Origin of the sequence: Pseudomonas sp. NPDC089428 (assembly GCF_044749325.1) — a bacterium.
Taxonomy (GTDB): domain Bacteria; phylum Pseudomonadota; class Gammaproteobacteria; order Pseudomonadales; family Pseudomonadaceae; genus Aquipseudomonas.
Genome location: NZ_JBIVHT010000023.1, coordinates 39,813 through 53,653, shown reverse-complemented (window position 1 = coordinate 53,653; position 13,841 = coordinate 39,813). Strand labels below are relative to the sequence as shown.

General features: G+C 62.0%; 13 protein-coding genes. 12 read left to right on the top strand and 1 reads right to left on the bottom strand.

Going from position 1 to position 13,841, the window contains the following annotated elements; translation table 11 throughout:
• Positions 1-10: 10 nt before the first annotated feature.
• Positions 11-1,354 carry a DUF6861 domain-containing protein gene (locus tag ACIPZ5_RS25970; RefSeq protein WP_400811354.1) on the bottom strand — a complete coding sequence of 448 codons (1,344 nt, stop codon included), beginning with the start codon at positions 1,352-1,354 and terminating at the stop codon, positions 11-13.
• A gap of 653 nt (positions 1,355-2,007) precedes the next feature.
• Between ACIPZ5_RS25970 and flgB the strand changes: the two genes are divergently transcribed.
• The 12 genes from flgB to ACIPZ5_RS25910 all read left to right on the top strand — a co-directional run bounded on the left by flgB (position 2,008) and on the right by ACIPZ5_RS25910 (position 13,782).
• Positions 2,008-2,415 carry a flagellar basal body rod protein FlgB gene (gene flgB, locus ACIPZ5_RS25965; RefSeq protein WP_054886324.1) on the top strand — a complete coding sequence of 136 codons (408 nt, stop codon included), beginning with the start codon at positions 2,008-2,010 and terminating at the stop codon, positions 2,413-2,415.
• Positions 2,416-2,418: 3 nt separating this feature from the next.
• A complete protein-coding gene (flgC, locus tag ACIPZ5_RS25960; protein WP_343596159.1) occupies positions 2,419-2,862 on the top strand; it encodes a flagellar basal body rod protein FlgC in 444 nt (147 codons plus the stop codon).
• Positions 2,863-2,877: 15 nt separating this feature from the next.
• Positions 2,878-3,585: a flagellar hook assembly protein FlgD gene (flgD, locus tag ACIPZ5_RS25955; protein ID WP_343596157.1), complete on the top strand. Its 708-nt coding sequence runs from the start codon at positions 2,878-2,880 to the stop codon at positions 3,583-3,585.
• Positions 3,586-3,616: 31 nt separating this feature from the next.
• Positions 3,617-4,969 (top strand): flagellar hook protein FlgE, encoded by a 1,353-nt coding sequence (gene flgE / locus ACIPZ5_RS25950; protein ID WP_343596155.1) that lies wholly within the window; start codon positions 3,617-3,619, stop codon positions 4,967-4,969.
• A gap of 72 nt (positions 4,970-5,041) precedes the next feature.
• Positions 5,042-5,227, top strand: coding sequence for a hypothetical protein (locus tag ACIPZ5_RS25945; RefSeq protein ID WP_313710759.1), 186 nt, complete (start codon positions 5,042-5,044; stop codon positions 5,225-5,227).
• A gap of 294 nt (positions 5,228-5,521) precedes the next feature.
• The gene (gene flgF / locus ACIPZ5_RS25940) at positions 5,522-6,262 is read left to right on the top strand and encodes a flagellar basal-body rod protein FlgF (RefSeq protein WP_085677753.1); all 741 of its coding nucleotides are present in this window, start codon (positions 5,522-5,524) and stop codon (positions 6,260-6,262) included.
• A gap of 47 nt (positions 6,263-6,309) precedes the next feature.
• Positions 6,310-7,095, top strand: coding sequence for a flagellar basal-body rod protein FlgG (flgG, locus tag ACIPZ5_RS25935; protein WP_027921148.1), 786 nt, complete (start codon positions 6,310-6,312; stop codon positions 7,093-7,095).
• 45 nt (positions 7,096-7,140) lie between these two features.
• Complete coding sequence (gene flgH / locus ACIPZ5_RS25930) at positions 7,141-7,836, top strand: flagellar basal body L-ring protein FlgH (RefSeq protein WP_343596150.1); 696 nt, start codon at positions 7,141-7,143, stop codon at positions 7,834-7,836.
• Positions 7,837-7,848: 12 nt separating this feature from the next.
• Complete coding sequence (locus tag ACIPZ5_RS25925) at positions 7,849-8,958, top strand: flagellar basal body P-ring protein FlgI (protein WP_176508759.1); 1,110 nt, start codon at positions 7,849-7,851, stop codon at positions 8,956-8,958.
• An 11-nt stretch (positions 8,959-8,969) separates the two neighbouring features.
• Positions 8,970-10,136: a flagellar assembly peptidoglycan hydrolase FlgJ gene (gene flgJ / locus ACIPZ5_RS25920; RefSeq protein WP_343596146.1), complete on the top strand. Its 1,167-nt coding sequence runs from the start codon at positions 8,970-8,972 to the stop codon at positions 10,134-10,136.
• A 12-nt stretch (positions 10,137-10,148) separates the two neighbouring features.
• The gene (gene flgK, locus ACIPZ5_RS25915) at positions 10,149-12,197 is read left to right on the top strand and encodes a flagellar hook-associated protein FlgK (RefSeq protein WP_400811351.1); all 2,049 of its coding nucleotides are present in this window, start codon (positions 10,149-10,151) and stop codon (positions 12,195-12,197) included.
• A gap of 13 nt (positions 12,198-12,210) precedes the next feature.
• A complete protein-coding gene (locus ACIPZ5_RS25910; RefSeq protein ID WP_343596142.1) occupies positions 12,211-13,782 on the top strand; it encodes a flagellar hook-associated protein 3 in 1,572 nt (523 codons plus the stop codon).
• Positions 13,783-13,841 lie beyond the last annotated feature (59 nt).

The following is a 13,841-nucleotide window of genomic DNA, read 5'->3' as shown; positions in this document are numbered from 1 at the left end:
TTTTCTCGCTTCAGCATTTGTGAAGTTTAACGTTCATTCGAGTGGTTCCTCGGAGCTCTGGTGGGACTGTTTCGGCAGCTTTTTTCAAGTTGGGTATTTTTGATTTCCACTGAGGCCCGATTGTCGAATTAACTTTACGGTCTCCGAAGTCAGAGATCGCGTCCTTGCCTCCCGCGATTAAATCTGGGTTGTGTAGTGCTGCTAAAACCGACATCCTATTCAAGGTTTTTTCGATCGCGACCTGCTGCGCCTCAAATGCATCCATAGTTTTTTGTAGCTCATTCTCAATGCTTTGTTGGATGGAGCCTTGGTAGCGTTCCCTTGCTTTTTTTGCTGTTCCAGAGTTTCTCTTGCTCGGGCTCGAAACATTCTCCAGAAACTCCTCAACCGTCATCCAGTTGAGCCCGTCTTCCTGGCCATTCAACTGGCGCTTGAATTCCCCTATTTTATACTCCGGCAATTTGCCTGTTTTAAAGCATTCAACGTGATGCAATGCCATGTGGCCCGGTCGGCTTTTCGTCGGCCCGTTGTCATTCTTGTGGGTGTTCGGCACCTCTGGTTCCCGCCCACCTACAGCTCCCTTGCGCCGCTCTGGCACCTGCAAATCCGGCCGCTTCTTCAACCCCTCCTCATGTTTGAGCATCCACTGCCCAATCCTCGCGCCTTTCTTGCTAGCGGCCATTTCCTGAGCAAGCACACCGGCATTGCCACCCCCACGGGTGAGGTAGGACACCATGGCACCCAACAGCAGCATCACCACTTCGACATGCCCGGTGGCAATGAAATGCGCGGCCTGATTGATGGCAAACGGGTTGTCCTGGCTGAACGCGCTCAGCCCTTGTTCGCCGCGTGGGCCTTCCCAGGCGATACCAATGCCATCCAGGTAGCACTCGCCAATGCGTGGCAAGCCGTCGACGAAGAACTCGGCGAGGGAGGCGATGCCCAGCACACCGAGGATCCAGCCGCTGACCTTGAAGCCGATGGCGGTACCTGCAACCCCGCCGGGAAATGCACCGACGCCGCCGGCGAAGGCACCGATGCCGGCACCGAGCAGGCCGCCAGTGAGGGCGCTGCCGGCGACGATCATCGCCATCTGCTCGGCGACGCCGAGCAGGTCGTTGAGGATGCTTTTGATGTCGAGGTCGGCGAAGCGCTGGCGCAGCAGTTCGACCGCTACCCATTCGGCCTTGTAGAAAGCGCGCCGAACGCTGTCGACACGGCGCAGCTGGAGGGCCAGTGATGGCACCTCTTCGTTGAGGTAGGTACGGAAATGGGCGCCTCCCTGATAGCCCATTTCATCGGTGATGCGTGACTCGATATCGCGCCAGGTGGGCACGATGTGCCAGAGCAGCATGAGGCGTCTCCCTGCCAGTTTTGTGCAGGGGAATCACAACATGGGGTGGGGGTAGGACGTTCCTGAGTCAGTTGTAGGAAAAGTCGATTCGATGCTGGTGGGGACGTTGGGGATTGGGTTGATGCTGCGAGGGGTACGGCTGGAGGGATTTGGCGCCTGTGAGATCGAGCGCCGCGCGGGCGGCGCTCGATCTCAAGGGCGCTGCAAGGCTTTCGACGTACTCCTACGTTTGTTTCGGGCCAATGATTCCTGGGGGATTTGCGCGCGAACGCCTTGGCGCATGGCGCTATATCGCGTCGTGCCAACAAGGCGGTCGTGCGCGCCCGGCACAGGCGTTACTGGCCCGAAACAAACATAGGAGCGAGCGTAGCTCGCGATGCGCCGCGCGGGCGACGCTCGATCTTGAACGGTACGCATCCAGCGCGATACACCCGCCTCCAACATCTGACGTCAATTTTTTGTTTTGCCGCTTTTGCCACCCGGCAATTGCCGCTTTCCCTTCGCCAAGCGGAAGCACTTTGCCGCTTTTCTGGCATCGCGCCATTACGTGAATCCGTCACAGCCCAGTATTTCCGGGCATTCAACAATGTGGCACAGCCCTTGCTATACCTTGCTCAACGAAATTCCGGCCAACCTTCGAAGGTTTCCCCGACATGAGCATCAGTTTCGACAAGGCGCTTGGCATTCACGAAAAGGCATTGGGCTTCCGCGCCCAGCGCGCCGAAGTGCTGGCCAACAACATCGCCAACGCCGACACGCCCAACTACAAGGCGCGTGACATGGACTTCTCTTCGGTGCTTGCCGCCGAGAGCCAGAAGCAGCAAAGCGGCCGCTTCGCCATGGATCGCACCAACAGCCGCCACATCGAAGCCGAAGGCCTGGCGATGGCTGACGACACCCTGCAGTACCGCGTGCCGACCCAGCCGTCGATCGACCAGAACACCGTGGACGCCCAGATCGAGCAATCGAACTACACGGAAAACGCCATCGGTTTCCAGGCCAGCTTCACCTTGCTCAACAGTAAATTCAAAGGGCTGGTTTCGGCCCTGCGCGGAGAGTAATTCATGTCCCTTTCCAGTGTTTTCAACATTGCCGGCAGCGGCATGAGCGCGCAGAACACCCGCCTCAACACCGTCGCCTCGAACATCGCCAACGCCGAGACCGTGTCGTCGAGCATCGACCAGACCTACCGTGCGCGCCACCCGGTGTTCGCCACCACCTTCCAGAACGCGCAGAGCGGCGTCAGCCAGTCGCTGTTCGAGGACCAGGGCGAGGCGGGGCAGGGTGTGCAGGTCAAAGGTATCGTCGAAGACCAGACCAACCTTGAAGCGCGTTACGAGCCGAATCATCCGGCGGCGAACAAGGACGGCTACGTCTATTACCCGAACGTCAACGTGGTCGAGGAGATGGCTGACATGATCTCCGCCAGCCGTGCGTTCCAGACCAACGCCGAGCTGATGAACACCGCCAAGAACATGATGCAGAAAGTACTGACCCTGGGTCAGTGATAAGGAATCCAGACCATGGCAGTCGATAGCACCAACGGTGTGAACCTCAACGACGTCATCGCGGCGTCCGGTGTCAGCTCCAGCACCAAGAAAACCTCCACGACCAGCTCCGCGACCGGCGGTCAGACCCTGGGCAAGGATGCGTTCCTGCAGCTGCTGGTCACCCAGATGCAGAATCAGAACCCGCTGGATCCGCAGGACAACAGCGAGTTCGTTGCCCAGTTGGCGCAGTTCAGCAGCCTCGAAGGCATCACTTCGCTGAACGAGTCGGTCAGTTCGATCACCAGCGCCATGGCGTCGTCGCAAGCGCTGCAGGCGTCTTCGCTGGTCGGCCGCTCGGTGATCGTGCAGAACGACAAGGCGATCGTCGATACCGCTGACAGCTTCAATGCACAGTTCGTGGTGCCTCAGGCCATCAGCGAGGCGAAAGTCACCATCACCGACAAGGACGGCAACACCGTCAAGACCATCGAGCTGGGCGAGCAGAAGGCCGGATACGGCGACTTCATCTGGGATGGCACCAACAACAAGGGCGAGAAAGTCGACCCGGGTACCTACACCTTCACGGCCACCACCACGGTGGACGGCAAGGCGGTACAGATGAACACCCTACTGCCAGCCAAGGTCACCAGCGTCAGCTTCAACACCACCGGCGAGATGGTGCTGAACCTGGCGGGTGTGGGCAAGGTTTCCCTGTCCGACGTACAAACCATCGGTATCTAAGGCCGACAGAACGGCAAAAAGGAGCAACAGCATGTCTTTCAATATCGGCCTTAGCGGTCTGTACGCAGCCAACAAGCAGCTGGACGTTACCGGCAACAACATTGCCAACGTCAATACCACCGGCTTCAAATCCTCGCGCGCCGAGTTCGCCGACGTGTACGCCGGGGCCAACCGCCTGGGTGTGGGCAAGAACCAGGTCGGCAACGGTGTGCGCCTGGCGGCGATCTCCCAGCAGTTCAGCCAGGGTGACGTCAACAACACCGGCAACGTGCTGGACATGGGTATCCAGGGCCAGGGCTTCTTCGTGCTGTCGGACAACGGTGCGCGCGTTTACACCCGTGCCGGTGCCTTCCAGAACAGCAAGGACAACTACGTGGTCACCTCGGACGGCCTGCGTCTGCAGGGCTATGCCGCCGACGAGAACGGCAACATCAAGCGCGGCGTGCTGACCGACCTGAAGATCGATACCTCGTCGCTGGCACCCAAGGCCACCACCCTGATCGACCAGGGCATCAACCTGAATTCCGAAGCCACCATCATCCCGCTGCCTAGCGCCACGCCTGCCGGCCCGACCTTCGACCCGGCCGATGACACTACCTACACCAAGTCCTTCCCGACCAAGGTGTACGACAGCCAGGGCAACGAGCACACCATGGAGCAGTTCTACCGCAAGACCGGTACGAACCAGTGGACCATGTACACCCTGATCGATGGTCGCAACCCGATGGATCCGACTTCCACCGCACCGCTGGAAGCGTCCATGACCTTCAACTCCGACGGTAGCGTGGCGTCCATGGCCACCGACCCGGCGAGCATCCCGGTGGGTGCCCCGGCAGGTGCCCAGTGGGATGTGACCAACAACACCTTCACCCTCAAGGGCTGGATCCCGGCCGCCAAGGATGCCTCGGGCAACTGGGCTTCCAATGGCTCGGCGGAAAACTCCGCTGGCATGCGCCTGTCGATGAACAGCACAACCTCCTACAACACCGAGACCGCGCGCATGTCGCAGTCCCAGGATGGTTATGCCACCGGTATTCTGTCGAGCCTGTCGATCGATTCCACCGGCGTGATGTTCGCCAGCTTCAGCAACCAGCAGTCGCGCGCCATCGGCCAGGTGGCCCTGGCCAGCTTTGCCAACGAGCAGGGGCTGCAGCAGATCGGCGGCACGCGCTGGACCGAAACCTACTCGTCGGGCATTCCGGGTATCGATTCGCCGAAGACTGGCACCTTGGGCAGTGTCGAGTCCAACTCGCTGGAGGCCTCGAACGTCAACCTGACCCAGGAGCTGGTCGAGCTGATCAAGGCGCAAAGCAACTACCAGGCGAACGCCAAGACCATCTCCACCGAAAGCACCATCATGCAGACCATCATTCAGATGACCTGATGGTCGCTGGCTGAGTGGGCGTGGGCAGACCCCTTTCTTGTGAAGGGGTCTGTCGTATCTGCAGGAGGGATCATGAAAAAGCTGGTTGCCACATTGATCGCCGCTTTCTGTCTGTACCAGGCCCAGGCCGGTACCGCGCCCTGGTGGCGCTGGGAGAGCCAGGTGGATGGCCGGCTGGTGTGCTCGCAATGGCCGCCGGGCGATGGCTGGAAGAAGTTTGCCGGCCCATTCAGTAATGGCGGTTGTCGCGAGCCTTGATGAGTCCTGTGCCGGCCTCTTCGCGGGGCAAGCCCGCTCCCACAGGAACTGCGCAGCCCTCAGGGCCAGTGCAATTCTTGTGGGAGCGGGCTCGCTCCGCGAAGAGGCCGGTACCGGTTTGCCGCTATCGGCAACCCGGCGCCGGATATCCGGCGGCACGCCCATGGCAAAACCCCGATAAAGCCCGTATTCACGGGCTTTTTCATGAATTTGAAAAGTTGGTTCGGAACTTGCTTTAGAGCCTGCACAGCAACGGCGAGCGGCAAACGAACGTCAGTGCAGCGGAGGATGACTGTGGACAAGATGCTTTACGTGGCCATGACCGGCGCCAGCCAGAACGCGCTGGCGCAGAAGGCCCACGCCAACAACCTGGCGAACGTTTCCACCAATGGTTTCCAGCGTGACCTGGAGCAGGCGCGCTCGATGCCGGTGTTCGGTGACAGCTTTCCGTCGCGGGCGTTTGCCATGACCGAGCGCCCGGCCACCGACTTCAGCGAAGGGCCGATGGTCGAGACCGGGCGTGACCTGGACGTGGCTGTGTCGGGGCAGGGCTTCATCGCCGTGCAGGCGCCCGATGGCAGCGAAGCCTATGTGCGCACCGGCAGCCTGAACATCGACGCCCTCGGCGTGCTGCGTGCTGGCAACGGCATGCCGGTGATCGGCAACGGTGGCCCGATCGCCATTCCGCCAGAGCAGAAAGTCGAAGTCGGTGCCGACGGCACCATCAGCATCCGCTCGATGGGTGAAGACCCGCGGGTGATGGCCGAGGTCGACCGCATCAAGCTGGTCAACCCGGACATCAAGAGCATGACCAAAGGCCTGGACGGGCTGATCCACACCCAGAACGGCCAACCGGCTGCCGCCGATGTCAATGTGCGGGTGGTGTCGGGGTTCCTTGAAGGCAGCAACGTCAACGCCGTGGAAGAAATGACTTCGGTGCTGGCGCTGTCCCGCCAGTTCGAACTGCACGTGAAAATGATGAACGCGGCCAAGGAAGGCGATGAAGCCATGGCGCGTGTCTTGCAAATCGGCTAACCAACTTTGAACGGGTGCCGTAAAACAGGCGCACGAGGAGAATACTGATGCTTCCGGCTCTTTGGGTCGCTAAAACCGGCCTGTCCGCCCAGGACACCAACCTGACTGTCATTTCCAACAACCTGGCCAACGTCTCGACCACCGGCTTCAAGCGTGATCGCGCCGAGTTCGCCGACCTGCTGTACCAGATCAAGCGTCAGCCAGGCGCCCAGTCGACCCAGGACAGCGAGCTGCCATCGGGCCTGCAGGTCGGTACCGGTGTGCGCATTGTCGGCACCCAGAAGAACTTCCAGACCGGCAGCCTGCAGACCACCGAGAACCCGCTGGACATGGCGGTCAACGGCCGTGGCTTCTTCCAGGTGCTGCAGCCGGACGGCACCGTCTCGTACACCCGTGACGGTACTTTCCACCTGAACTCCGATGGCCAGATCGTCACCGCCCAGGGCTTTGCCCTGGAGCCGGCGATCGTGGTGCCGAACGACGCCCAGACCTTCACCGTCGGCCAGGACGGCACCGTGTCGATCACCACCGCCGGCAACCCGGCTGCGCAGGTCATCGGCAACCTGCAGACCGCCGACTTCATCAACCCGGCTGGCCTGCAGGCGATCGGTGACAACCTGTTCCTGGAAACCGCCGCCAGTGGCGCGCCACAGGTCGGTACCCCGGGCCTGAACGGCTTCGGCACCACCCTGCAGCAGACTCTGGAAAACTCCAACGTCAGCACCGTGGAAGAGCTGGTGAACATGATCACCACCCAGCGTGCCTATGAGATGAACTCCAAGGTCATCTCCACCGCCGACCAGATGCTGTCGTTCGTGACTCAACAGCTCTAAACCCTAGTGCAGGTTCTACTCCCGTTACACCGTGAGGTAAGTGTCATGAAGCGTCTGTTGTCTGTATTCGCCCTGGGGGGGGCGGTTGTGTTGGCAGGTTGCGTCGCGCCGACGCCGAAGCCGAACGACCCGTATTACGCGCCGGTTCTGCCGCGCACCCCGCTGCCGGCAGCAGCCAACAATGGTTCGATCTACCAAGCCGGTTTCGAGCAGGGCCTGTACACCGACCGCAAGGCGTTCCGCGTGGGTGACATCATCACCATCACCCTCAACGAACGCACTTCGGCGAGCAAGAACGCAGGTTCGCAGATCCAGAAGAACAGCAAGGCGGACATCGGCCTGACCTCGCTGTTCGGCTCCACCCCGAACACCAACAACCCGTTCGGCAGCGGCGACCTGTCGCTGGAGGCGGGTTACAGCGGTGACCGCACCACCAAGGGCGACAGCAAGGCCACCCAGGGCAATACCCTGACCGGTTCGATCACGGTCACCGTGGCCGAAGTGCTGCCCAACGGCATCATCGCCGTGCGCGGCGAGAAGTGGATGACCCTGAACACGGGTGAAGAGCTGGTGCGTATCGCCGGCCTGGTCCGCGCCGACGATATCGCCACCGACAACACCGTGCCGTCCACCCGCGTGGCTGATGCGCGCATCACCTATTCGGGCACCGGTTCGTTCGCCGATGCCAGTCAGCCCGGCTGGCTGGACCGCTTCTTCATGAGCCCGCTTTGGCCCTTCTGAGTACGGATGAACATGTTCAACGTTAGGCAGCTGATTGCCGCGACCCTGCTCCTGTCCTGCGCGTTCGGTGCTCACGCCGAGCGCCTGAAGGACATTGCCAGCATCTCCGGCGTGCGTTCCAACCAGTTGATCGGCTATGGCCTGGTGGTGGGGCTCAACGGCACGGGTGACCAGACCACCCAGACTCCGTTCACCCTGCAGACCTTCAACAACATGCTGTCGCAGTTCGGTATCAAGGTGCCGGCCGGCTCCGGCAACGTGCAGCTGAAGAACGTTGCCGCAGTCTCGGTGCATGCCGACCTGCCGGCATTCGCCAAGCCGGGTCAGGTGGTTGACATCACCGTTTCCTCGATCGGCAACTCCAAGAGCCTGCGCGGCGGCAGCCTGCTGATGACCCCGCTCAAGGGCATCGACGGCAACGTGTACGCCATCGCCCAGGGTAACCTGGTGGTCGGCGGCTTCGATGCCGAAGGCCGTGACGGCTCGAAGATCACCGTCAACGTTCCGTCGGCCGGCCGCATTCCCGGCGGTGCCTCGGTCGAGCGCGCAGTACCGAGTGGCTTCAACCAGGGCAACAGCCTGACCCTGAACCTCAACCGCCCGGACTTCACCACGGCCAAGCGCATCGTCGACAAAGTCAACGACCTGCTCGGCCCAGGTGTGGCCCAGGCCGTGGACGGCGGTTCGGTGCGGGTCACGGCGCCCATGGACCCAAGCCAGCGCGTCGACTACCTGTCGATCCTCGAGAACCTCGAGATCGACCCAGGCCAAGCCGTGGCCAAGGTCATCATCAACTCGCGGACCGGCACCATCGTCATCGGCCAGAACGTCAAGGTCTCGCCTGCGGCCGTGACCCACGGCAGCTTGACCGTGACCATTACCGAAGACCCGATCGTCAGCCAGCCGGGGCCATTCTCCAATGGCCAGACGGCGGTGGTACCGCGTTCGCGGGTCAATGCCGAACAGGAAGCCAAGCCGATGTTCAAGTTCGGTCCGGGGACCACGCTGGATGAGATCGTCCGCGCAGTGAACCAGGTCGGCGCGGCACCGGGCGACCTGATGGCCATCCTCGAAGCACTGAAACAGGCCGGCGCCTTGCAGGCCGACCTGATCGTGATCTGAGGAGGCCACGGATGAATTCGAAAAGCCTGGTCTCCAGCCACGCCGACAGCGGTGCCTACACCGACCTCAATCGCCTGAGTTCGCTCAAGCACGGTGACCGCGACAGCGACGCCAACGTGCGCAAGGTGGCCCAGGAGTTCGAGTCGCTGTTCATCAGCGAGATGCTCAAGGCCTCGCGCAAGGCCAGCGATGTGCTGGCCGACGACAACCCGATGAACAGCGAGACGGTCAAGCAGTACCGCGACATGTACGACCAGCAGCTGGCCGTGAGCATGTCCCGCGAGGGTGGCGGTATCGGCCTGCAGGATGTGCTGGTTCGCCAGCTGTCGAAGAACAAGGGCACCCCGGTCAACACCAGCCCGTTCCCGCGTATCGAAGGCAGCGCGCCGACGCTGTGGGGCAACAAGGTGGTCGAGCCGGTGCAGGCCACCGCGACCACGGCCGCGCGCAACGACGTCGCCGCGCTCAATTCGCGGCGCCTGGCGCTGCCAGGCAAGCTCACCGACCGCCTGCTGGCCGGTATCGTGCCCTCGGCCACCAGCCCGGCTGCGACCACCAATAGCGCCGCCGTGCCGGCCCGTGACGGGCAACAGGTGGCCAAGGCCATCGCCATCCCGGACAACGGCCTGCGCATCACCGGCCGCGCCGTGGCGCAGCCACCGCTGGCGCCGAAGAAGGCCTTTGCCGACGGCGACGAATTCGTCGCCACCATGCTGCCGATGGCAGAACAGGCCGCCAAGCGCATCGGCATCGACCCGCGCTACCTGGTAGCCCAGGCCGCCCTGGAAACCGGCTGGGGCAAGTCGGTCATGCGCAACAGTGACGGCAGCAGCAGCCACAACCTGTTCGGCATCAAGGCCAGCGGTAACTGGGAAGGCGATTCGGCGCGGGCGATCACCAGCGAATTCCGCGACGGCCAGTTCGTCAAGGAGACGGCGGCGTTCCGTTCCTACGATTCGTACCAGGACAGTTTCCACGACCTGGTGAGCCTGCTGCAGAACAATTCGCGCTATCAAGATGCGGTGAAGTCGGCCGATAACCCAGAACAATTCGTGCGGGAACTGCAAAAGGCCGGGTACGCCACCGACCCGAACTACGCCAGCAAGATCTCGCAGATCGCAAGACAGATGAAGTCGTACGAGAGCTACGCAATGCTCGGTACCACAACGAAACTTTAAGGGTATGGAACCATGGCGAGTCTGATCAATATTGGCATGTCGGGACTGTCGGCCTCCCAGGCGGGCCTGCATACCACCGGCAACAACATCGCCAACGCCGATGTCGCCGGCTATTCCCGCCAGCAGAACGTCCAGCGCGCCAAGGGTTCGCTTCAGGAAGGCCAGGTGTTCATGGGCACCGGCACCACCCTGGGCGATGTCCGTCGGGTGTACAACGCCTTCCTGGACGCTCAGTTGCAGACCGCCACTTCGCTCAACAGCGACAGCACCGCCTACCTGAACCAGGTCACGCCGCTCAACAATTTGCTGTCCGACAGCAACACCGGCATCACCGGCGCGCTGACCAACTTCTTCTCCGCCCTGCAGAGTGCTGCCAACAAGCCGACCGAAGACGCTTCCCGTCAGCTGTTGCTGAGCAATGCCGAGGCACTGGCCAGCCGCTTCAACAGCTTGTCTGCCCAGTTCAAGGAGCAGAACAGCAACATCAACGGCAACCTCAGCTCGATGACCTCGCGGATCAACGAGCTGACCTCCAGCATTGCGCAGTACAACGAGCAGATTTCCAAGGTCTCGGCGGTCACCGGCCAGCCAAACGATCTGCTCGACCAGCGCAACGAGGCGGTGCGCCAGCTCAACGAACTGGTGGGTGTGCAGACCGTCGAGCGTGACGGCAGTATCGACGTGTACCTGAAGAACGGTCAGTCGCTGGTGCTGGGCAAGACCACCAACAAGATGAGTGCCGAGCCAAGCGCCACCGACCCGACCCAGTTCTCGGTCAAGCTCGATCGTGGCAGCACCACCATGGATGTCACCAGCAGCATCAGCGGTGGTGAAATGGGTGGCCTGCTGCGCTACCGCAGCGAGACCCTGGCACCGGCCATGAACGAGCTGGGCCGCATCGCGCTGGTGGTGTCGCAGCAGATCAACTCGCAGCTCGGCCAGGGCATCGACAAGAACGGTGAGTTCGGTGCGGCGCTGTTTGGCGACATCAACAGCGACAAGGCCATGTCCGCGCGCAGCACGCCCAAGGTCGGCAACAGCGGCAGTGCCTCGCTGAACGTGGTTATCCGCGACACCGGCAAGCTGAGCACCAGTGATTACCAGGTGACTTTCGTCGGCCCGGGCGCGGACAAGTACCAGGTCAAGAAGCTGCCTGACGGCACTGACATGGGCACCTACAGCACCAATGACGACCCGGCGCCAGTCATCGACGGCTTCAGCCTGGACCTCAAGAGCGGTACTGCAGCGGTGGGCGATAGCTTCAAGATCACCCCGACCCGTAATGCCTCGGCGGAGATCGGCGTGGTGCTCACCGATGCCAAGCGCCTGTCGCTGGCCGCGCCGCTGACTGCTACTTCGGGTGCCGGCAATGTCGGCACCGGTGTGATCACCCAGCCGGTGCTGACCTCGGTGCTGGATATCGCCGACCCGGCACAACGTCAGGAACTGCAGACCGGTATCAAGTATTCCACGCCGGTGCGCCTGGTATTCGGTAACGAAACCACCTCGCCGCAGACTTACGAAGCCTTCGATGCCAAGGGCAACAGCATTGGCACGGGCACCTTCGTTCCGGGGCAGAGCAACACCCTGAAGTTTGATGTGCCGATGATCGACTCTGCGGGCAACCCGATCAATGATGCCAGTGGCAACCAGAAGTCGTTCAGCTTCGAAATGGATGTGGCCGGTGCGCCCAAGGATGGCGACACCTTCACCGTATCGCTGACCGGCGCCGGCTCTTCTGACAACCGCAACGCGCTGTCGCTGCAGGAACTGCAGACCAAGCAGACAATGGACGTGGGTTCGACCAAGGGCATCAGCATCACCGACGCCTACGGCAAGCTGGTGGAAAACGTCGGGGCCCAGGCCAAGCAAGGCCAGATGGACACCCAGGCAACCGGCGTCATCCTGACCCAGGCAACCGGTGCCCGTGATTCGGTGTCCGGTGTGCAGTTGGATGAAGAAGCCGGCAACCTGGTCAAGTACCAGCAGTACTACACGGCCTCGTCGCAGATCATCAAGGCGGCGCAGGAAATCTTCAACACCCTGATCGCCGCGCTTTAAGGAGTCTTGACCCATGCGTATTTCCACGGCCCAGTTCTATGCGTCCAGCGCGGCAAACTACCAGCGCAACTATTCCAACCTGGTCAAGACCAACGAGGAAGCCAGTTCCTTCGTACGCGTCAACACCGCTGCCGATGACCCGGTGGGGGCAGCGCGCCTGCTGCAACTGGGCAACCAGGCGGACATGCTGGCGCAGTTCAAGACCAACGCCACCAACATCACCAACTCGCTGAACCAGACAGAGACCACGCTGGACTCGATCAACACGATCCTGTCGCGGGTCAACGAACTGGCACTGGAGTCGGGCAATGCCGGCTACACCGACACCGAGCGCAAGGCCAAGGCGGCCGAACTGGGCCAGCTGGAAGACCAGTTGCTGAGCCTGATGAACAGCCGCGACGAGAACGGTCAGTACCTGTTCGCCGGCTCCAAGACCGACACGGCGCCGTTCGTGCGCAATGCCGATGGCACCTACTCCTATCAGGGCGACCAGACCCCGCTGGAGCTGCAAGTCGGCGACATGCTCAAGATGGCGGGCAACAGCACCGGCTACAGCGTGTTCGAGCAAGCCCTGAACACCAGCCGCACGTCCACCACCCTGACCGCTCCGCCAGTGGATGACGGCCGGGTGAAACTGTCCAACGGCCAGGTGTCAGGCAGCGTCACCTACAACGACCGCTTCAAAAGCGGCCAGCCGTACACCATTACCATGCTCAGCAGTACCAAGTTCAGCATTACCGACAGCCAGGGCAACGACGTCACCGCAGAAGCCACCCAGGGTGGCAGCTTCGACCCGAATACGGCGGGCGGTTCGATGGTCAGCTTCCGTGGCGTGGACCTGCGCCTGAACATCAACCTGCAGGATGGCGATGTCGCCGACACTGCCGTGGCGGGCCACACCTTCACGCTGCAGAGCAAGCCGGACACCATCACTGCCACGCGCAGCCCGGGCAACCCGTCGAACGCGCAAGTATCGTCGATCAGCGTCACCGACCCGACCAAGTACAAGGCGATGTTCCCGAGCGGCGGTGCGGTGATCAAGTTCACCAGCGACACGGACTTCGAGCTGTATGCCCAGCCGCTGACCGCGGACAGCCGGCCAGTGGCCAGTGGCAGCATGGTGGGCAACGTCGCCTCGGCAGCAGGTGTGGATTTCACGTTCACCAGCACCCCCGCGCAGCAGTCCGGTGACCAGTACATGGTGCAAGTCGACAACCACCAGACCCAGAACGTCCTGGACAGCGTGGCCAAGCTGCGCACTGCACTGAGTCAGCCGATCGATGGCGACAATGCCGCCTACCAGCAGCTGCGCGCCGACCTCGATTCGGCCATCGCCAACATTCAGAGCGGCCAGGACACCCTGAGCCGGGCGGTTACCGATATCGGTGCGCGGGGCAAGGCACTGGAGATCCAGCAGAACACCAACGAAAGCCTGAGCATCGCCAACACCACCACGCAGTCGTCGATCCGCGACTCCGACCCGTCCGAGGTGCTGATCCGCCTGACCCAGCAGAAAACCACGCTCGAAGCCTCCCAGCAGGCGTTCGCGCGCATCAGCCAGTTGAGCCTGTTCAACGCCCTCTGAGTGCGCCTGTTGCCGTCACCCTTAGCCCGCCCGGGGCGAGGGGTGACGGCGCGTTGTTC

What these genes read in the sequence shown, in the direction of transcription:
- flgJ (WP_343596146.1), top strand. Translation starts at nt 8,970, where the DNA reads ATGAATTCGAAAAGCCTGGTCTCCAGCCACGCCGACAGCGGTGCCTAC.
- flgB (WP_054886324.1), top strand. Translation starts at nt 2,008, where the DNA reads ATGAGCATCAGTTTCGACAAGGCGCTTGGCATTCACGAAAAGGCATTG.
- flgD (WP_343596157.1), top strand. Translation starts at nt 2,878, where the DNA reads ATGGCAGTCGATAGCACCAACGGTGTGAACCTCAACGACGTCATCGCG.
- ACIPZ5_RS25925 (WP_176508759.1), top strand. Translation starts at nt 7,849, where the DNA reads ATGTTCAACGTTAGGCAGCTGATTGCCGCGACCCTGCTCCTGTCCTGC.
- ACIPZ5_RS25970 (WP_400811354.1), bottom strand. Translation starts at nt 1,354, where the DNA reads ATGCTGCTCTGGCACATCGTGCCCACCTGGCGCGATATCGAGTCACGC.
- flgC (WP_343596159.1), top strand. Translation starts at nt 2,419, where the DNA reads ATGTCCCTTTCCAGTGTTTTCAACATTGCCGGCAGCGGCATGAGCGCG.
- flgH (WP_343596150.1), top strand. Translation starts at nt 7,141, where the DNA reads ATGAAGCGTCTGTTGTCTGTATTCGCCCTGGGGGGGGCGGTTGTGTTG.
- flgE (WP_343596155.1), top strand. Translation starts at nt 3,617, where the DNA reads ATGTCTTTCAATATCGGCCTTAGCGGTCTGTACGCAGCCAACAAGCAG.
- flgG (WP_027921148.1), top strand. Translation starts at nt 6,310, where the DNA reads ATGCTTCCGGCTCTTTGGGTCGCTAAAACCGGCCTGTCCGCCCAGGAC.
- ACIPZ5_RS25910 (WP_343596142.1), top strand. Translation starts at nt 12,211, where the DNA reads ATGCGTATTTCCACGGCCCAGTTCTATGCGTCCAGCGCGGCAAACTAC.
- flgK (WP_400811351.1), top strand. Translation starts at nt 10,149, where the DNA reads ATGGCGAGTCTGATCAATATTGGCATGTCGGGACTGTCGGCCTCCCAG.
- ACIPZ5_RS25945 (WP_313710759.1), top strand. Translation starts at nt 5,042, where the DNA reads ATGAAAAAGCTGGTTGCCACATTGATCGCCGCTTTCTGTCTGTACCAG.